At 64.2% G+C, this 18,375-nt stretch carries 16 protein-coding genes and 2 tRNA genes; 7 read left to right on the top strand and 11 right to left on the bottom strand.

The window, feature by feature from the left end; all coding sequences use genetic code 11:
• Positions 1-3 precede the first annotated feature (3 nt).
• Positions 4-930, bottom strand: coding sequence for a TraB/GumN family protein (locus tag E5554_RS15495; protein ID WP_136187351.1), 927 nt, complete (start codon positions 928-930; stop codon positions 4-6).
• 134 nt (positions 931-1,064) lie between these two features.
• Between E5554_RS15495 and E5554_RS15490 the strand changes: the two genes are divergently transcribed.
• The 3 genes from E5554_RS15490 (at position 1,065) to ppdK (ending at position 7,128) form a co-directional block, all read left to right on the top strand.
• A complete protein-coding gene (locus E5554_RS15490; protein ID WP_004207307.1) occupies positions 1,065-1,937 on the top strand; it encodes a glycine--tRNA ligase subunit alpha in 873 nt (290 codons plus the stop codon).
• 106 nt (positions 1,938-2,043) lie between these two features.
• Positions 2,044-4,290 (top strand): glycine--tRNA ligase subunit beta, encoded by a 2,247-nt coding sequence (glyS, locus tag E5554_RS15485; protein ID WP_136187350.1) that lies wholly within the window; start codon positions 2,044-2,046, stop codon positions 4,288-4,290.
• Positions 4,291-4,428: 138 nt separating this feature from the next.
• Entirely contained in the window at positions 4,429-7,128 is a 2,700-nt protein-coding gene (gene ppdK, locus E5554_RS15480; protein ID WP_136187349.1) for a pyruvate, phosphate dikinase, read from the top strand.
• Positions 7,129-7,174: 46 nt separating this feature from the next.
• Here ppdK and E5554_RS15475 read toward each other — a convergent pair whose 3' ends face one another.
• A complete protein-coding gene (locus tag E5554_RS15475; protein ID WP_136187348.1) occupies positions 7,175-7,666 on the bottom strand; it encodes a hypothetical protein in 492 nt (163 codons plus the stop codon).
• Between the two features lie 138 nt (positions 7,667-7,804).
• Between E5554_RS15475 and E5554_RS15470 the strand changes: the two genes are divergently transcribed.
• The 4 genes from E5554_RS15470 to E5554_RS15455 all read left to right on the top strand — a co-directional run bounded on the left by E5554_RS15470 (position 7,805) and on the right by E5554_RS15455 (position 8,640).
• Positions 7,805-7,881, top strand: a tRNA-Arg gene (locus E5554_RS15470).
• Between the two features lie 106 nt (positions 7,882-7,987).
• Complete coding sequence (locus tag E5554_RS15465; RefSeq protein ID WP_136188388.1) at positions 7,988-8,167, top strand: hypothetical protein; 180 nt, start codon at positions 7,988-7,990, stop codon at positions 8,165-8,167.
• Between the two features lie 93 nt (positions 8,168-8,260).
• A complete protein-coding gene (locus E5554_RS15460; RefSeq protein WP_136187347.1) occupies positions 8,261-8,443 on the top strand; it encodes a DUF4175 domain-containing protein in 183 nt (60 codons plus the stop codon).
• A 120-nt stretch (positions 8,444-8,563) separates the two neighbouring features.
• Positions 8,564-8,640 (top strand) — tRNA-Arg (locus tag E5554_RS15455).
• Between the two features lie 72 nt (positions 8,641-8,712).
• On the opposite strand, the gene E5554_RS15450 is transcribed toward E5554_RS15455, so the two are convergent.
• From E5554_RS15450 to E5554_RS15410, 9 genes are all read right to left on the bottom strand, one after another.
• Positions 8,713-10,161: a cobyric acid synthase gene (locus tag E5554_RS15450; RefSeq protein ID WP_136187346.1), complete on the bottom strand. Its 1,449-nt coding sequence runs from the start codon at positions 10,159-10,161 to the stop codon at positions 8,713-8,715.
• Between the two features lie 204 nt (positions 10,162-10,365).
• Complete coding sequence (locus E5554_RS15445; RefSeq protein WP_136187345.1) at positions 10,366-12,009, bottom strand: pilus assembly protein TadG-related protein; 1,644 nt, start codon at positions 12,007-12,009, stop codon at positions 10,366-10,368.
• The gene (locus tag E5554_RS15440) at positions 12,006-12,452 is read right to left on the bottom strand and encodes a TadE/TadG family type IV pilus assembly protein (RefSeq protein WP_037519947.1); all 447 of its coding nucleotides are present in this window, start codon (positions 12,450-12,452) and stop codon (positions 12,006-12,008) included. The genes E5554_RS15445 and E5554_RS15440 overlap by 4 nt, the downstream gene beginning before the upstream one ends.
• Before the next feature lie 166 nt (positions 12,453-12,618).
• On the bottom strand, positions 12,619-13,527 hold the full coding sequence (locus tag E5554_RS15435; protein WP_069336973.1) for a histidine kinase: 909 nt from the start codon (positions 13,525-13,527) through the stop codon (positions 12,619-12,621).
• Positions 13,528-13,650: 123 nt separating this feature from the next.
• Positions 13,651-13,872: a hypothetical protein gene (locus E5554_RS15430; protein ID WP_029547748.1), complete on the bottom strand. Its 222-nt coding sequence runs from the start codon at positions 13,870-13,872 to the stop codon at positions 13,651-13,653.
• 29 nt (positions 13,873-13,901) lie between these two features.
• A complete protein-coding gene (locus tag E5554_RS15425; RefSeq protein ID WP_136187344.1) occupies positions 13,902-15,161 on the bottom strand; it encodes an N-succinylarginine dihydrolase in 1,260 nt (419 codons plus the stop codon).
• Positions 15,158-16,177, bottom strand: a complete 1,020-nt coding sequence (locus tag E5554_RS15420) for an arginine N-succinyltransferase (RefSeq protein WP_210729757.1) — start codon at positions 16,175-16,177, stop codon at positions 15,158-15,160. The genes E5554_RS15425 and E5554_RS15420 overlap by 4 nt, the downstream gene beginning before the upstream one ends.
• A gap of 16 nt (positions 16,178-16,193) precedes the next feature.
• On the bottom strand, positions 16,194-17,411 hold the full coding sequence (locus E5554_RS15415) for a hydrolase (RefSeq protein WP_136187342.1): 1,218 nt from the start codon (positions 17,409-17,411) through the stop codon (positions 16,194-16,196).
• A gap of 41 nt (positions 17,412-17,452) precedes the next feature.
• Positions 17,453-18,352 carry a DUF481 domain-containing protein gene (locus tag E5554_RS15410; protein ID WP_010337856.1) on the bottom strand — a complete coding sequence of 300 codons (900 nt, stop codon included), beginning with the start codon at positions 18,350-18,352 and terminating at the stop codon, positions 17,453-17,455.
• Positions 18,353-18,375 lie beyond the last annotated feature (23 nt).

Genomic DNA, 18,375 nt, shown 5'->3' with positions numbered 1-18,375 from the left:
GCCTTATTCCCCCTGCTTTACGCGAGCGCTGGCGATGCCCAGCGTCTTCAACTGATCCTGCACGCTGCCCTTGCCGGCCAAATGACCCGCGCCGACCGCGACGAAGACGGTGCCGGGCTGATCCAGTCGCGCCTTGATCCACTTGGCCCAATTGGCGTTGCGATTGATCAGCAGCACCTGCGCCAATTCCGGCGTGGCCTTGAGCGAATCATTCATTTCGTCCGCCAGTTTTTCCGGCTGGCCGGTCTGCCAATGGTTGAGCAGGGCGGCGAACTCGCCTTCCATCCCGTCCATCCCCTCGACCGTGGCGTTGAGGAACTGGACCTGCTGCGCCATCGGCAGGTCGGCGAAGAAATTGAGCTGCTGCTCCACCGTTTCCAGCGCGCCGACCTTCTTGCCGGCCTTCTCGGCCGCGGCGCGCAAGATCTTCTCCGCGCCGATGTCGGACTGGTAGCCCAGCTTCTGCAGCGGCGCGACCGACAGGATCATGCCCGCCATCCACGGATTGAACGCCTCGAACGACTGCCAGGGCACGCCGGCCGCGACCATCGCCGCGCGATATTTCTGCGCGGCGTCGGGCGCGAGGCGGGTGGACAGGGCGACCCGGTCGGTCGCCATCGCCTTGCCCGCCATCATCTGCGCCATCTCGCCGGGATTGTCGGGCTCGATGATTTCCAGCACCAGTTCGTCCGACGCGTCGAACGCCTGCTTCACCCCGCCCTTGAACCAGTCGATCCCCGGTTTCAGCACATGGACGGTGCCGAACAGATAGATGGTCGTGTCGGCGTCCTTCACCTGCCACAGGGCAGGGGCGACGTTGACAGCGATGTTGACGGGTTCGCGGGCGGCGACGGGCTGGGTCTGGCCCCAGGTGCCGAGCAGCAAAAGTCCCGCGGAAAGCCAGCGGGACGGGAAGGCGGTCAGTCTCATATCCCTTCCATGCGGGCGCCGGGCGCGCAGGGCAAGCGGCTTAACCCTGTTCGACGCGGCTTTTCCTTGACCCTTGGCCCGCGCTGCGCCAAGGCGCGGCCGACCATAATCTGTCATTATTGCAAGGACCACCGGTGGCCGAGGGCAAAGCGCTTTCCTTCCAGGACCTCATTCTCACCCTGCACGCCTATTGGGGCAAGCAGGGTTGTGTCATTCTTCAGCCCTACGACATGGAAGTGGGGGCGGGTACATTCCACCCGGCAACCACGCTCCGCAGCCTGGGGCCCAAGCCCTGGAACGCGGCCTATGTCCAGCCCAGCCGCCGTCCGACCGACGGCCGCTATGGCGAGAACCCGAACCGGCTGCAGCATTATTACCAATATCAGGTGATCATGAAGCCCAGCCCTGCCAACCTGCAGGAGCTGTATCTGGGCAGCCTCCGGGAAATCGGCATCGATCCGCTGGTCCACGACATCCGCTTTGTCGAGGATGACTGGGAAAGCCCGACGCTGGGTGCCTGGGGCCTGGGCTGGGAAGTCTGGTGCGATGGCATGGAAGTCACCCAGTTCACCTATTTCCAGCAGATGGGCGGCTATGATTGCAAGCCGGTCGCGGGCGAGCTGACCTACGGCCTCGAACGCCTCGCCATGTATATTCAGGGCGTCGACAGCGTCTATGACCTGAAGTTCAACGACCAGGGCGTCACCTATGGCGACGTGTTCCTGGAAAATGAGCGGCAGATGTCGAAATGGAATTTCGAGGTCGCCGACACCGAAAAGCTGTTCCGCTGGTTCAAGGACTGCAAGGCCGAGTATGACCAGTGTATCGCCAATGATGTGCCGCTCGCGGCCTTCGAACAGGCGATCAAGGCCAGCCACACCTTCAATCTGCTGCAGGCGCGCGGCGTGATCTCCGTGCAGGAGCGCGCCAGCTATATGGGCCAGGTCCGCGACATGGCGAAGGGTAGCTGCGAAGCGTGGATGAAGACCAACGGATGGACCGCCTGATGACCATGAATAATATCGTCATCCCAGCGAAGGCTGGGATCTCGGGCCATGTGGCACTGCATTCGCTTGCGACCCCAGCCTGCGCTGGGGCATCGGAGGAAATCGCATGACCGATTTCCTCCTTGAACTGCGCTGCGAGGAAATTCCCGCGCGCATGCAATTGAAGGCGTCCGACGATCTGGCGCGCCTCTTCACCGAGGAGCTGGCCAAGGCCGGGCTCAAGCCCGCGTCGATCGACAGCTTCGTCACGCCGCGCCGCCTGGCGCTGATCGCCCGCGACCTGCCGTTGGAAACCGCGGCGGTCAGCGAGGAGTTCAAGGGCCCCCGCACCAGCGCCCCGGCGCAGGCGCTCGAAGGCTTCCTGCGCAAGACCGGCCTGACCCAGGACCAACTGGAGGATCGCGACGGCGTCTGGTTCGCCGTGGTGAACAAGCCCGGCCGTGCCACCACCGACGTGCTGGCCGAGGCTGTACCGGCAGTCATCCGTGCATTCCCCTGGCCCAAGTCGATGCGCTGGGGCGCGGCCAGCGCTACCACCGAAAGCCTGCGCTGGGTCCGCCCGCTGCAGGGCATCATCGCGCTGCTCGGCGGCGAGATCGTCCCGCTGTCGATCGAGGGGATCGGGGCAGGCCGCGAGACGGTGGGGCATCGCTTCCATTCGACCGGCACCATCCGCATCGACGGCGCCGACGACTATGCCGACAAGCTGCGCGCCGCCTATGTCATCGTCTCGCATCAGGAGCGTCAGGCGATCATCGAGGCGAAGGCCGGCGAGGCCGCGGCGGCCAAGGGCTATAGCGTGATCGAGGACAAGGGCCTGGTCGCGGAGAATGCCGGCCTCACCGAATGGCCGGTGCCCTTGCTGGGCGATTTCGATCCGGAATTTCTTGAGGTTCCACCTGAAGTCATTCAGCTAACCCTGCGTATCAACCAGAAATATTTCGTTCTGCGCGATGCGGCGGGCAAGCTTGCCCCGGCCTTCATCTGCACCGCCAATATCGAGGCGAAGGATGGCGGCGTGGCGATCGTCGCCGGCAACCGCAAGGTGCTGGCTGCACGCCTGAGCGACGCCCGCTTCTTCTGGCAGCAGGACCGCAAGACCCCGCTCGCCGAGCAGGCGAAGAAGCTTGGCCGCATCACCTTCCATGAGAAGCTGGGCACCGTCACCGACAAGGTCGAGCGCGTCGCCAAGCTGGCCGAATGGCTGGCGAGCGAAGGTATCGTGCCGAACTGCGACCCGGCGCTGGCGCGCCAGGCGGCGGAACTGTGCAAGGCGGACCTCGTCACCGAAATGGTCGGTGAATTCCCCGAATTGCAGGGCGTTATGGGCGGCTATTATGCCCGCGCCGAAGGCCTGCCCGACGCCGTCGCCGACGCGATCCGCGACCATTACAAGCCGGTCGGGCAGGGCGATGACGTCCCCACCGCGCCGGTCACGGTGGCGGTCAGCCTGGCGGACAAGCTGGATACGCTGTTTGCCTTCTTCCTAATCAATGAAACCCCGACTGGTTCTAGGGATCCATTCGCATTGCGTCGGGCGGCGCTCGGCTTTTTGCGCGTGATTTCAGATGCTCACTTAAGAGTTTCCGTCTCTTCGGCGGTGGAAGCTTGGAGCACAATCGCAGCTCTCGCAATGACATCTAAAGTGGAAGCTGATTCGATCCGGATGGAGGCGTTCATCGCGGCTCAAAAAGTCCGCATGAAGAGTGTCGAGCTAATAGCAGATAAGCCGGATATCGTAGCGAAACTGTTGAATGATCCAGAAACCATTCATTTCCCGGAGGTTAGGGCGATGGTTTCAAGGTTGCTGGAGGTTCTCCAGGGCGATTCCAGCTTTGAGATCAGTCTCCTCGACTTCTTCGCCGACCGTCTCAAGGTCCAGCAGAAGGAAGCGGGTGTTCGTCATGACCTGATCGACGCGGTGTTCGCGCTGGGTGGCGAGGACGACCTTGTCCGCCTGCTCGCCCGCGTGAAGGCGCTCCAGTCCTTCGTCGCGACCGATGATGGCGCCAATCTGCTCGCGGGCTACAAGCGCGCCGCCAATATCCTCAAGAAGGAAGGCGTGGAGCAGGCGGAGGCGATTTCGCTTTCCTATGAGCCCGAAAAGGCGGAAGCTGATCTGATCGCTGCGCTCGACGCGGCGGAACCGCAGGCGGCACAGGCTGTCGCGGCCGAGGAGTTCGAGGGCGCCATGGCGGCGCTCGCGACGCTCCGTGCGCCGATCGACGCCTTCTTTGAGACCGTGACGGTGAATGATGCTGATCCGGCGAAGCGCACGACTCGCCTCGCGCTGCTGGCGCGGGTCCGTGATGCAGTGCACAATGTCGCCGACTTTTCGAAGATTACAGGATAAGGAAACGAAATTCCAAAATCTGCGGGAAATATGCGAAGTTAAGCGGGATAAGTCCTATCCCCTAATGGCTTGAGCCGCTAATTGCGGCATTATTATTGCAACGCACAACTCGGCAATCAGTGCAGGGAGAGCCGGTATATGGTTATGACGGAAGAGGCCCAGATGAGCACCACTTCGACGCGCTATGTTTATCGTTTCGGCGGTGGCGTGAATGACGGGGGCAAGGGCGACAAGAATCTGCTGGGCGGCAAGGGCGCGAACCTTGACGGCATGGCCGCGATCGGCCTGCCGGTGCCGCCGGGCTTCACCATCACCACCGAAATGTGCACCCGCTATTATACCGATGGCGGCGTCTATCCCGAAAGCCTGAAGGCGGAAGTCGCCAATGGCATCGCCCATATCGAGGCGGTCACCGGCAAGAAATTCGGCGACGCCGCCGATCCGCTGCTGGTTTCGGTCCGCTCGGGCGCGCGCATCTCGATGCCGGGCATGATGGACACGGTCCTCAATCTCGGCCTCAATGACGAGACCGTGCTGGGCCTGGCCGCCGCATCGGGCGACGAGCGTTTCGCCTGGGACAGCTATCGCCGTTTCATCCAGATGTATTCGGACGTGGTGCTGGAACTCGATCATGGCGCATTCGAGGAAGCCCTTGAAATCGCCAAGGAAGATCAGGGCTACACGCTCGACACCGAAATGACCGCCGACGACTGGAAGGCGCTGGTTTCGGAATATAAGGCGCTGGTCGCCAAGCTCTGGAACAAGCCTTTCCCGCAGGATGTCGCCGACCAGCTCTGGGGTGCGATCTCGGCCGTGTTCGGCAGCTGGCAGGCGGACCGTGCCAAGGTCTATCGCCGCCTGAACTCCATCCCCGGCGACTGGGGCACTGCCGTCAATGTGCAGGCGATGGTGTTCGGCAATATGGGCGACACCTCGGCCACCGGCGTTGCCTTCACCCGCGATCCCGCGACCGGCGAGAACGCCTATTATGGCGAATATCTGATCAACGCCCAGGGCGAGGACGTCGTTGCCGGCATCCGCACCCCGCAATATCTGACCAAGCAGGCGCGCGAGCGGGCAGGGGCCAAGCCGCTGTCGATGGAAGAGGCGATGCCCGAAACCTATGCCGAACTGGCACGGGTGTTCGACATCCTCGAGACCCATTATCGCGACATGCAGGATATCGAGTTCACGGTGCAGCAGGGCAAGCTCTGGATGCTCCAGACCCGCTCGGGCAAGCGCACGGCGAAGGCCGCGCTCAAGATCGCGGTCGAGATGGCCAGCGAAGGCCTGATCTCGGAAGAGGAAGCCGTCGCCCGCGTCGATCCCGCCGCGCTCGACCAGCTGCTCCACCCGACCCTCGATCCCAAGGCGCCGCGCGATGTGCTGACCAAGGGCCTGCCGGCCTCGCCGGGCGCGGCCAGCGGCGCGATCGTGTTCGATGCCGACACCGCGGAGCGTCGCAACGAACTGGGCGATGCGGTCATCCTGGTCCGCGTCGAAACCAGCCCGGAAGATATTCACGGCATGCACGCGGCCAAGGGCATCCTGACCGCGCGGGGCGGCATGACCAGCCACGCCGCCGTGGTGGCGCGCGGCATGGGCCGTCCCTGCGTCTCGGGCGCGGGCAGCCTGTCGATCGACAATGCCAACAAGATCCTGCGCATCGGCAGCCGCGAGCTGAAGGAAGGCGATATCCTGACCATCGACGGCGCCACCGGCGAAGTCATGGCGGGTGAAGTGCCGACCGTGCAGCCCGAACTGGCCGGCGACTTCGGCATCCTGATGGCCTGGGCTGACAAGGTCCGTCGCCTGAAGGTGCGCGCCAATGCGGAAACGCCGCTCGACTGCCAGACCGCACGCGACTTCGGTGCCGAAGGCGTGGGCCTGTGCCGGACCGAGCATATGTTCTTCGACGCGGCCCGCATCACCGCCGTGCGCGAGATGATCCTGGCCGACAGTGAAAAGGGCCGCCGCGTCGCGCTCGACAAGCTGCTGCCCGAACAGCGGGACGATTTCGCGCAGATCTTCATGGTGATGGCCGGCCTGCCGGTGACCATCCGCCTGCTCGATCCGCCGCTCCACGAATTCCTGCCGCATGGCGAAGCGGAGTTCGAGGAAGTGGCCAAGGCGGCGGGCGTCGGTGTCGAGGCGCTCAAGCGTCGCGCCGCCGAACTGCATGAATTCAACCCGATGCTGGGCCATCGTGGTTGCCGCCTGGGCGTGACCTATCCCGAAATCTACGAGATGCAGGCCCGCGCCATCTTCGAAGCCGCGCTGATCGTGAAGGAACGGAGCGGCGAGGCGCCGATCCCCGAAGTCATGATCCCGCTCGTCGCGACGAAGAAGGAGCTGGAGCTGATGAAGGCGATCGTCGATCAGGTCGCCAAGGACGTGTTCGCCGAGCAGGGCGCGTCGGTCGACTATCTGGTCGGCACGATGATCGAACTGCCGCGCGCCGCGCTCAAGGCCGGTGAGATCGCCGAAGTGGGCGAATTTTTCTCCTTCGGCACTAACGACCTCACCCAGACGACGATCGGCATTAGCCGTGACGACGCCGGCCGATTCCTGACGCAATATGTCGACAAGGGCATCTTCGCCCGCGATCCGTTCGTCAGCATCGATGTGGAGGGCGTGGGCCAGCTCATCGAACTGGCGGCCGAGCGCGGCCGGGCGACCCGTCCCGGCATCAAGCTGGGCATCTGCGGCGAGCATGGCGGCGACCCGGCCTCGATCGCCTTCTGCGAGCAGACCGGCCTCGATTATGTCTCGGCCTCGCCCTATCGTGTGCCGATCGCACGTCTCGCCGCGGCGCAGGCCGCTCTGGCGAAGAAGTAAGAGGAAAGGGCGGGAGGCAACTCCCGCCCTTCTTCGTTTCAGGGGGTCAGGCTTGGCCGGTGAGGCGGCTCAGCAGGCCCGGCTTCTCGCCCCGTTCCAGATCGTGCGCCTGGCCGCGCCAGTCCTCATGGGCGATCGTGCCGGGCTTGAGCCCCAGGCGGGCTTCCAGCGTCGCTTCCTGCTCGCCATTCAGCGCCGCGATCTGGCCATAGCGATGATAGCCGGCCTCGTTGAGCGCGACCTCCTGCGTCTGGCTGATGCCGTTGATCCGGCTGAGGTCATCGCGACCATGCACGCCGCCGGCCACGGCGGTGGCCGTGCCAGGGCCGATCGGCACGGACTGGCGCTCCAGTTCGGCGATCCGTTCATTGGCGGCATTCAGCCGCGCATCGCGATCCCGGATGGCATGGTGGTGGGCGCTTTGCTCCTCGCGCCACAGGCGCTTATATTTGCCCCGGCCGCTCATCATCAGGCCAAGCACCAGGCCGGCCAGCAGCGCCACCAGCAGCAGCGCAATCTCATTGGGTGTGAAGCTCATGTCGGCATCCTTTCCAGCGTCGAAACGATCAGCCCGCCGGGAAGTTGCCGAAAACGCCCATGGTTCGGGCATTGTCGAAAAAAGTGAAAGAAAGTGCTTGCCAGCACCGCCGGACGCTTCTAACAGCGCCACTCCAACGCACCCGTAGCTCAGCTGGATAGAGCATCAGACTACGAATCTGAGGGTCGGACGTTCGAATCGTTCCGGGTGCACCATTTTCCTTCATCGCTGAACGATCGAACGCAACTCACTGTGGTTGCTTGAGATTTTGCCGCGTCAATCGGCATTGACGCCGGGCGCGATTTGGCGAAGCATCCCTATATGCGCACGACATTGGGCATCTGCACCCGCAAGGCACGCTATGCCACGGAGGAGGAGGCCTGGGCTGTCGTCCACGGGGCCGATATCGTCCTGCGGCCTTATCGCTGTGCGCTGTGTCGCCAATATCATCTGACCAGCCGGACCAAGGGCATGCGGCTGCGGCCGCCCTATCGGGAATGACCGATTGGAGGCTGGAGCGGCTTCCAGATTATTTTCCCTGCCGAAGTCAGCATGCTAGGATCATTGCATCGTTACGACATGCGGGGAATATCCATGGTCTGGATCGCACGCCTCCTTCTGTTCATCCCGTCGCTGATTGCGGGCTGGTTCGTGTCGCAGGAAGACCCGCGCTATTGGGTGATTGCGCTGGCGATCGGCCTCACTTTCCTGGCGCTGGGCATTGTTGCCGCCATCTACATCCCGATTCTCCATCCCTGGCCGCGTCGCAAGCAATAGGCGGCGAGGGCCAAGTCCCGGAAATGCGGGCTTTTGTCGGTGATTTTCGCATAAATTTCACATTGATGATTTTTGGGGGTTGCCAGATCAGCCGGGCCCTTATATCTGCGCCTCCACAACGCACCCGTAGCTCAGCTGGATAGAGCATCAGACTACGAATCTGAGGGTCGGACGTTCGAATCGTTCCGGGTGCACCATTCCTTCGCAGGAGTAAAATGGGCCGGAAACCGCAAGGTTTCCGGCCCATTTGGCGTTTAAGGGCTGAGCGCTCAGCCGAGCGCCAAGGCGACGATCGCGTCGATGTCTAGATGCTCTTCCAGCTGCGCGGCGATCGCATCCAGTGCCCTGTCGACCGACTGGTCATAATCCGCCACGCCGCCATCGATGCCGAGCCGCGCAAGCAGGGCTGCGCGTAGAGGGCTGCTGGCGAGCAGGCCATGGACATAGGTGCCCATCACCCGGCCATCGGCGCTGATCGCGCCATCTGCATTGCCGCCAAGGCGTGCGAAGGGCCGCTCGCTGTCGGGGCCGCTCGTTTCGCCGATATGCATCTCATAGCCGTCAAAGACGGCGCCCAGCGCCACGCCCTCGACCCGTTCCAGTCGTTTGCCCGCCGACAGTCGCGTCTCGACGTCGAGCAGCCCCAGGCCCGCGACGGTGCCCGCTGGTCCCTCGATGCCGTCAGGATCGGCGATATGGCGCCCCAGCATCTGATATCCCCCGCAAATGCCCAGGATGGAGCCGCCGCGGCGATGATGCGCCAAGATATCGATGTCCCACCCCTGCGCGCGCATGACCGCCATGTCGGCGATCGTCGCCTTGGAGCCGGGCAGGACGATCAGCGCGGCCTCGGCCGGGATTGGCTGGCCGGGCGGCACCATGCGCAATTCCACGCCAGGATCGAGCTTGAACGGGTCGAGATCGTCGAAATTGGAAATGCGCGGCAGAATGGGGCAGGCGATGATGGTGCGCGCGGTTCCGGGCTGTGCTGTCCGCTCCAGCACCACCGCGTCCTCGCTGGGCAGACGGGTCGTAGCATCCAGCCAGGGGACGATGCCAAAGCCGCGCCACCCCGACAGCGCTTCTATCTGGCGATAACCATCCTCGAACAGCGCGGGGTCGCCGCGGAACTTGTTGATCAGGAAGCCACGGATCATCGCGGCATCCGCCGGATCGATGACGGCCTTGGTGCCGACGATCGCCGCGATCACGCCGCCCCGGTCGATATCGCCGACCAGCAGCACCGGCACGTTGGCGGCACGGGCAAAGCCCATGTTCGCAATGTCGCCGGCGCGCAGGTTGATCTCGGCTGGCGATCCGGCGCCTTCGACGACGACAATGTCGCATTGCGCCTTCAGCCGCTCATAGCTTTCCAGCACGGCGCCCAGCAACTGCCCGCGCGCACTGCGGAAATTTCCGCTGCCCAATGTGCCGCGCACCTGGCCATGGACGATCAACTGGGACGTCCGGTCGGCCTGGGGCTTCATCAGTACCGGGTTCATGTCCGTATGCGCCTCGACCCCGCAGGCGATCGCCTGCAGCGCCTGTGCGCGGCCGATTTCGCCGCCGTCCACGGTGACGGCGGCATTGTTCGACATATTCTGTGGCTTGAATGGCCGGACGCGATACCCCCGGCGGAGCAGGGCGCGGCATAGCCCCGCCACCAGCACCGATTTGCCGACGTCCGATCCGGTTCCCTGCAGCATGATTGCGCCCATGGCCTGTTCCTGCAAGCCGGCGGCAATGATGGCAAGCGCTTAGAGTCTGTTTGGAAATGCGCCTCTGGCGCATCCGCACCGGCCCGCACCCCCACCCGGCCACCCATCAGGATACCATGTCTGGGCGGCCGGGTCGGGGGTGCGGGCCGGTGCCGCATTGAAAATGCGCGGTCCCGCGCATTTTCCAGACAGGTTCTTAGCGCATCAGGCGACCAGGGTCGGCATCCCGCAGCGCATCTGGTGGACCTTGACCGTCGCGGTGCCCAGCTTCACGCCAAGGATGGCGGTGAGGTTGTTCAGCAAGCCGTCGAGAATCTGCGCCGTTTCACCCAGAAGGCTCATGACGGGCGAGATCAGGGGGCTGAGCGGCAGTTGCAGGCCGGCGAGCGTCACCGTGACCTTGGTCTGGTTGGCCAGGCTGGAGGCGACGCCCTGGGTCAGATCCTGGGTGCTGACGGTCTTGCTCTGCTGCCCCGAAATATCGCTGGGCGTGAACAGCACATTTTGCTGGGTCACGCCGCCCAGCGCGACATTGGCATAGGCATGGACCTGGGTCAGCGATCCGAGGACCGAAGCCAGAGTCGCGATACGCGGATTGGCGGGCGTCGAGAAATTGGTGAGCGCGGCTTCATCGACGTCACCGATCACCGCCGTCCCGATCGACGGCTTGACCGCCAGCGTCACGCCATTGTTGATGGCCCCTTGATCGCAGACGATATTTGACAATTGCGCTTCGGCCGATGCCAGTTCGACATAGAGCGGGATGCGGATCGTCGCGATCCCGGTCAACAGGGTGGCGACCCGGCTCTCCAGGAAGATGCGGGTCTGCGCCGTGCGCAGGATGAAATTCTTGTCGTTGGTGATGCTGATCAGGGGGGTGCTGGCCTGGCCGGTGCCGGTGATGAGCTTCAGCCGCGTGCTGGTCAGGCCCGGAACGTTCAGGGTCAGGTCCAGCGGCACGGCGGTCGAGGATGGCGGGCTCAGCACCATGCGCAGCATCGAGAAGGAGTCGAGCAGCAGGCTGGGCTGGCCGGTCGAACTGCCGGTCCCCTTCATCGGCCCCAGGTCGATGACATCGCTAAGGCGGACGCTCTTGCCCGGCAGCTTGCCGCCGATATTGCGGAGTAGGGCGGCCGTGCTGCTATTGTCCGCGGTGTCGGCAATGGCGCCGATGACGTCGGACAGCGGAATATTGGCGCCGAACAACTCGCCATAGGCGGCATCATTGCGGCCGGTGCGAACCTTGAGCGCATCGGCGAAATGGAGCAGGTCGACGTTCAGGTTGGCCAGCCCCTGATAGTCCATGACCGACAGATTAAGCTCCGTTCCGGCCAGGGCGGACAGCAGCATGTTGGGAAGGCCGCCGCTGAGCGAGGCAAGGCCGGTGCCGATCGAGAAGGCTGCCGCGTCGGAGCGCGCGGCGGTGGCATGGGCGCGCACGTCGACGCCATCCCTGCCGACCAGCAGGCGGCCGAAGAAGAGGGGGGTACGGCGCTGGACCTGGACCTGGATCGCGCTGGCGCGCGGGTCGCCCGATACAAAGCGATTGCCGACCGCGACTGCGCTATTCTGGTCATAATAGCCGGTCTGGACCGCCACAAGGGATACGCCAGGCACGCCGCTCTTGGTCAGTAGCGCTTCGGCGGCCGATCGCCCGCCGCTGCTCGCTGCCAGCGCGGCGGCATCGGCCACGCCCTGCAACTGGCGCTTGGCAAGATAGACCGAACCCAGGTCGACGGCGACCGTGGCGGCACCGGCGAGCATGAACAGTGATCCCGCCAACAGAACGCTGATGCCGCCGCGCTTGTCGGCAATCAGGCGGGCCATGCGGTTGCGTGTCCGGGTCATGACGCGATCCGCACGACGGCGCTCCGCTGGATCTGGGCAGCGGGCATCGGGAAGATGGCAGCGGAGAAGAACGGTGCGTTGCTGAGATTATAGGTCAGCGTGACCGTATAATAGCCGCTGTTCGCATTGGCGGCGACGCCGATCGTCTGCGCCCCCGGCAGCGGAAAGGATGGGCGACTGGCATTGACGCTTTCGTCGACCAGCGCCCGTCGTTCGGTCGCGGTCATGCCGGCCACGGCCGCGCGCGCCGCGTCATTGGCTGCCTGCTGCAGGCTATGGGCGGTCATCAACCAGCCGCCATAGAGCAGGATGCCGAGCAACAGGACGATCATCAGGGGGAGGGCGAAGGCGGCTTCGACAAGCACGCTGCCACGCTCATGACGGGACATGGCCTGGCCCAGTCGGGCGAGGCGAAGCACCGCATGGAGAGGAGGGTTCCGCATGTCACCTCAATAGAGGCGCAACATTCAAAAAGCGGTATGTGAAATTCGCGCACCTTTTGTGCGAATTGTGTAAATCAGAGGCAGTGTTTTCGGGGCTTTTCGGACATTTCGGGGAGATACTGAACGGTCTACACGGACAAATCCGCTACGACCGCTGGATTTTACATCATTGGGGGCCAGCTTGGTCGTTTTCGCTCAAGCAGGGCGGGGTCATTACCAGTACGACGCCCTCCGTTCCGTAGGTGCCGCGCAACTGGACCAGCGCACCCTCCATGGGAAGCAAGGCGCCGCCGTTGGTGAGCAGATGGGCCTGGACCCGGCGGTCGCCCTCGCCGCGCAGCACGGCTTCCAGTTCCTGGCGGAAATGCGGCCGCTGTGGCAGGGCGATGAGGTCGGTCATATAGGCGTTGATCAGGCGGGCTTCGGGGAGCCCGACCAGGGTGCAGATGGTGGCATCGACATATTCGATGAAACCCCGGTTGGAGAGGCGGGCATAGCCGACGCCGCCATGGATGCCCATCGCCTTGAGAATGGCCGATTTGACGTCGGCCAGCCGATGGCGTTGCACGTCGGACGTGATGTCGCGCAGCAGCAGGCCGATCCCGTCGGCGAAGGGAAAGGTTTCGACGTGGAGCCAGCTATCGTCGCGGAAGGGGGATGGAATATCCGCAGCACTGATTTCGCCGGACACCTGGCTATGCCGGGCATGCGCCTCGGTCAGTGTGCCGACCAGTTCTGGCAGCGCATCCCAAAGCATCTGCCCTTCCAGCCGGCGGTCCCAGCGCCGTGCCATGGCCAGCGCGACCGGATTGATCAGGTCGATGCGAAAATCGGCGCGGCACAGGATCAGTCCCTGGGCCATGCGCACGGCCAGTTCGCGCAATCGATCGGGATTTTGATCGAACTCGTCCTGGCTGGCGAGCGCCTTGAACCGGTCTAGCCCCATGAAGACATGGGTTTCGCGGCCATGATGGGTGATCAGCAGGGGGTGTCGCGCGCCGATCTCGCGCCAATGGGCAAAGTTGCGGACCAGTTCCGCAGCGGTGACACTCCTGTCGCTTATGTCGTCCGGCATGATTGACCCTCTCCCAAATCTGGGTGCAGGCACAAAGGCCCTCACCAACGGGCGGCGGCTACGTAATATCCCTTATGTGCGGCGAACTGGTGTTGCTTTGCGAGCAATGGTGTTCAGGCAGTATCAAGAGCCGTAACTGCGCTGGAGTTCCAAGGCATCGAGCATTTTTCCGCCCGCCATGAAGACAGCGCCGGAGCAGGCGAGGGCAAGCAACTGGCCGCCCACGCCGGGATATTGATGCATATAGACGACGCCCCGCTCGCTGGCGCCCAACGCAAGCGCGTAGATCACGAGAAAAGCCTCGAACTTGGTCTTGATCGTGAAGAGGCGTTTGATCCGTTCCATCAGACTCATCCGAGGCTTTCGTCCATCTTCTAAGGCATTAAGTCGCCCGAAAGTTGCAAATGGTCAACAAGGCTTAACCATGATTGTTCGATCCGGGCAATAAGGCGCGTGTCGGACAGGTCGTCGGGCGCAATGGTTTCAGGCCAATAGTCCGAAACGATGCGGGCGATTTCATCCAGGCGCGGCTCATCGACTAGGAAACGCGGGTCGATATCCTTTGGATCCGCGACCACGCGCAGGCGCAGGCAGGCGGGGCCGCCGCCATTGGCCATCGACTGACGCACATCGACGGGAACGAGGCGGCGGATCGGGCCATTGCCGGCGATCATCTGTTCCAGCCAGGTCCATACGGCCGGGACTGCTTGCGCCTCGCTCGGCAGGATCAACGCCATGGTGCCGTCAGGAAGTGTGACGAGCTGCGCGTTGAACAAATAGCTCTTGATCGCGTCGGCTAGGTTGACGGCGCTGGCGGGCACTTCGACGATCTCGACCGATGGCAACAGCGTGCGCAGCGAGGCGTAGAAGGCCTGCTTGTCGGCAAAGGCCTGTTCATGCGTGAAGAGAACGCGCTCATTGGCGACGGCGACGACGTCATTGTGGAAGGCGCCGGCAGCGATCGCCTCCTGCGACTGCTGCACGAACAGGGTGCGGGCCGGATCGAGGCCGTGAATACGGGCGACGGCCTTGCTGGCCTCGACATGCTGGCGGGCGGGGAAGGGGCCACCCGACTGGCCATAGACGAAGACCTCGATGCCCGATGCGCCATGGCTGTCGCACAGGCGCATATGATTGGCCGCGCCTTCGTCGCCAAAGGGCGCGGGGATGGGCCCATGCACTGCAAAGGCGCGGGTGTCGGAAAAGGCGAGGCGCAGTTGCGCCAGCGTCTGGGGCCATTCATGGCTGCGATGCGCCATGGTGACGAGATTGGCGACGGTCAGGTGGGTGCGTCCATCGGCGGTGTCGGCGGCCGGCGAGACGGTCGCGGCATTGGCCGCCCACATGGATGAGGCCGACATGGCGGCGGCGCGGATGTGCGGATCGGCATTGCTGATGTCGGTGCCCAAGGTCGCGAGCCAGGCGCCTTCAGGACGCCATTGCGGCAGGAAAATACCCTGGGCGAGGCCGAGGCGCAGATTGCCGCGCATCTTCTCTATCCCCTGCAGGGCTGCGGCGCGGGGGTGCGACACCGCGCCGGCATTGCGGGACGAGGCCAGATTGCCAAGGCTGAGGCCGGCATAATTATGGCTTGGCCCTACCAGCCCGTCGAAATTGATCTCGCGCACGCTCATGCCCGCCCCGCCATGGTGAATGCCTGTCCGATGTCCAGTTGCAGCAGCGCGGCGCTGGCCGCGTCGAGCGAGATGCTGCCATCCTCGCCCTCCTGCACATAGCCATAGGTGCAGCGATAATCGGCGAGCAGGCCGGTCGACACCAGCATCTTGTCGCCGCCCTTGTCATGGGTCGCCGCCAGCGTCACGTCGCGTGCCTGGGCCACGGTGCGGAGTTGGTCGATCTGACCCACCATGGTCGGGCCGCCGTCGAAAATGTCGACATAGCCGGCATTGGTGAAGCCCTCGGTCTCCAGCATCCGCATAGCCGCGCGACCATTGGGATGGGGCAGGCCGATGACGGCGCGGGCGCTGTCGGTCAGCATTGCGGTGTAGATCGGCGTCTTGGGCATCAGGTCGGCGATGAACTGGTTGCCGTTGACGGCGTTGAACTCGTCGGCCTCCTGGAAATTCATGCCGAAGAAGCGGCCGGCAAGGCCGTCCCAGAAGGGCGAGCCGCCCGCTTCGTCGATCACGCCGCGCAATTCGGCAATCACCCGGTCGCCGAAGCGATCGCGATGGTTGCGGATATAGAGATAGCGGCTGCGCGCGAGCAGCAGGCCAAGTCCCTCGGCCCGTTCGCGCGGGTGGAGGAAGAGGCCGCCAACCTCGGTCGATCCTTCCAGATCGGTCGTGAGCGAGAGCATTTGTGCGCGGAAGGTGCGGGCCAGTTCGCGGCTGTGCTGGGTCAGCACGCCCAGACGATAGGAATAGAAGGGCCAGCTCTGTCCCACCGTGCTGAAGATCTGGCAGGTGCCGCGCACCTGGCCGGTCTGCGCATTGACCAGCACCAGGACGATCAGATCATCCTTGATCCCGCCATCCTGCCGGCTGAGCGCCTGTTCGGTGCGCTCCAGCTTGGCGGTCAGGGCGGCGCGATCGGGCGGCAGGTTGGTGAAGCCGCCGCCGGTCAGCTTCGCCATTTCATACAAGGTCTGCAGGTCGTCCGCTCGCGCGGTGCGCATGTAGAAACTCAAAAGGCGGTCCTCTCTCTCAATATTGTCCTTGGGCGATCCGCAGCAGCGCCAGCGCGGACAGTCGCGCACGCTCGGCCAGGCTGTCGCTGATCAGAAATTCGGCATCGCTGTGGATGCTGCCGCCGCGCACGCCCATCGTGTCGACCACCGGGACGCCGCAGGCCGCGATATTGTTGCCGTCGCACACCCCGCCGGTGTCGCGCCAGCTGATATCGAGGCCGAGGTCCGCGCCGCAGCGCCTGACCAGGCCGAATAGGCGCTCGGCCTTGGCATCCATGGGCTTGGGCGGGCGACCAAAGCCGCCATGGAGATGCAGGCTGACGCCATGGTCGCGGGCGACATCGGCCATGGCCCGATCCAGCAGGGCGCGGGCCGCGATTTCATCGTCCGGCGTGCGCGGGCGGAAATTGACTCGCAGCACGGCATGGTCGGGCACGACATTATTGGGACTGCCGCCGTCGATCTTGGCGGGATTGCAGGAAAAGCCGCTGCCGCTGCCGGCCTTCAGGCGCAGCGCGAGATCGGCGGCCGCGAGCAGGGCGTTGCGGCCATCGTCGGGATTGCGGCCGGCATGGGCGCTGAGGCCGGTGACGATGATCGAGAAATTGCCGCTGCCCGCCCGCGCGCCGGCCAACGTGCCATCGGGCAGGGCCGGTTCATAGGTGAAGGCGGCGCGCTTGCCGGCTGCGGCCTGGCGGAGCAAGGCAGCGGAAGAGGGGCTGCCGACTTCCTCGTCGCTGTTGATCACCACCTGATAGCCAAGCGTCCGGGGCGCCTCGCTATGCTCGATTGCCGTCAGGGCGGCGAGCATGACGGCGATGCCGCCCTTCATGTCGGCGACGCCGGGGCCGTTGAGAATGCCGGGTTCCAGCCAGCGAAGCGTCTGAAACGGGTGGTCGACGGGAAATACCGTGTCCATATGCCCTGTCAGCAGCAACTGGACCGGCGCATCGGGGCGGACGGTCAGGCGAAGATGCTGGCCATGGCGGATCACCGATATGCGGCCGTCGGGCGCCACGGTTTCGACCGGATCGGGTTCGATCAGGTCTACCTCGCCCGGCAGCGCCGAAAAGGCGTCGGCGAGGGTAGCCGCCATGGCGGCAAGCCCGGTCAGGTTGCGCGATCCGCTGTTGATGCTGGCCCATGACTCGACCTGTGCCAGCATCGGCGGGGCGGCGGCCTGCTCCAGCAGGGCGGTTTCAGGGGCTGTTACGGGCGGGTGGATGCCGTTCATCCCGGAGGTCTATCAGAGCGCGGGCGCCTGCTCCACCCCGATCAGAAATCGTAGCTGAGGGTCAGGCGGCTGAGCGTGTCGAAGTCGCGCGCGGACAGCAGGGTCTCCGACTCATACTGCACCGTGTAGGACAGACCGGCGGACAGGCGCGTGCTCACCTTGGTTTGCAATTGTGTCAGGGAATTGACGGAAAATACGTCAGTTTCCGCGTAACCTGCAGCGGTCTGCTTGAAGGTGACATTGGGCGCCAGACGCCAGGCCAGGTCCATAGATGCACGCGCGCCCAGCTTGGTTTCGCGCGGCCCGATCACATATTTGGCATGACGGACGGACGGGCCCAAGTCTAGCGACAGGTCGATCGGCTTGCTGACGATCACCTTGTAACCGATACCGGCCGAGGCGGTGTAGCGCTCGTCATAGCCGATCGAGGGATCGCGTTCGAACTGGGTCAGGCCATAGGCGAAACCGCGCGGGTCGAACTGATAGCGCGGTTCATAGCTGGCGGTGTAGCGTTCGCGCGAGGTGACGCCATTGGCACGGCGATAATCGACCGTGGCGCTGAGCTTATGGCTCCATTCCAGCCCTTCGCGCTTGACCTGCGCCGCGGCGCTGATGCCGATTTCGCTGGTCGAACCGGTCGAGCGGAAGCCGCCGGCTTCCAGCTTGCCGGTCCATAATTCGGTGAAGCGCGCCTCGCGAATCACCGTGTCATGGGTCGCCTTGGTCCGTTCCTTCCAGCTGTTGACCATCTGCTGGATCTGGTCAGCCGATTGCGGATTGGTCTGCTTGGCGATCTTGGCGACGGTCGCAATTTCCGTCTCATTGCCATTGGCAATCGCCGCCTCCAGCATCTCGCGGACGGACGGCGGCAGCAGCGCAGGCGCGTTGGCCCAGGCCTGGGTGGCAAAGAGAAAGGGCAGGATAGCCAGACAGTGACGCATGCCGCTGTCATAGCGAACCGAAC

The sequence above is a fragment of the Sphingobium sp. PAMC28499 genome (genome assembly GCF_004795815.1).
Lineage (GTDB): Bacteria > Pseudomonadota > Alphaproteobacteria > Sphingomonadales > Sphingomonadaceae > Sphingobium > Sphingobium yanoikuyae.
Note: the sequence above shows the minus strand (reverse complement) of the source record. Positions and strands in the feature narration are given on the sequence as shown.

Excerpts from the sequence above, each read along its gene's own strand:
- E5554_RS15495 (WP_136187351.1), bottom strand. The coding sequence starts at position 930 with ATGAGACTGACCGCCTTCCCGTCCCGCTGGCTTTCCGCGGGACTTTTG.
- glyS (WP_136187350.1), top strand. The coding sequence starts at position 2,044 with ATGACCGATTTCCTCCTTGAACTGCGCTGCGAGGAAATTCCCGCGCGC.
- ppdK (WP_136187349.1), top strand. The coding sequence starts at position 4,429 with ATGGTTATGACGGAAGAGGCCCAGATGAGCACCACTTCGACGCGCTAT.
- E5554_RS15475 (WP_136187348.1), bottom strand. The coding sequence starts at position 7,666 with ATGAGCTTCACACCCAATGAGATTGCGCTGCTGCTGGTGGCGCTGCTG.
- E5554_RS15465 (WP_136188388.1), top strand. The coding sequence starts at position 7,988 with ATGCGCACGACATTGGGCATCTGCACCCGCAAGGCACGCTATGCCACG.
- E5554_RS15460 (WP_136187347.1), top strand. The coding sequence starts at position 8,261 with ATGGTCTGGATCGCACGCCTCCTTCTGTTCATCCCGTCGCTGATTGCG.
- E5554_RS15450 (WP_136187346.1), bottom strand. The coding sequence starts at position 10,161 with ATGGGCGCAATCATGCTGCAGGGAACCGGATCGGACGTCGGCAAATCG.
- E5554_RS15445 (WP_136187345.1), bottom strand. The coding sequence starts at position 12,009 with ATGACCCGGACACGCAACCGCATGGCCCGCCTGATTGCCGACAAGCGC.
- E5554_RS15440 (WP_037519947.1), bottom strand. The coding sequence starts at position 12,452 with ATGCGGAACCCTCCTCTCCATGCGGTGCTTCGCCTCGCCCGACTGGGC.
- E5554_RS15435 (WP_069336973.1), bottom strand. The coding sequence starts at position 13,527 with ATGCCGGACGACATAAGCGACAGGAGTGTCACCGCTGCGGAACTGGTC.
- E5554_RS15430 (WP_029547748.1), bottom strand. The coding sequence starts at position 13,872 with ATGGAACGGATCAAACGCCTCTTCACGATCAAGACCAAGTTCGAGGCT.
- E5554_RS15425 (WP_136187344.1), bottom strand. The coding sequence starts at position 15,161 with ATGAGCGTGCGCGAGATCAATTTCGACGGGCTGGTAGGGCCAAGCCAT.
- E5554_RS15415 (WP_136187342.1), bottom strand. The coding sequence starts at position 17,411 with ATGAACGGCATCCACCCGCCCGTAACAGCCCCTGAAACCGCCCTGCTG.
- E5554_RS15410 (WP_010337856.1), bottom strand. The coding sequence starts at position 18,352 with ATGCGTCACTGTCTGGCTATCCTGCCCTTTCTCTTTGCCACCCAGGCC.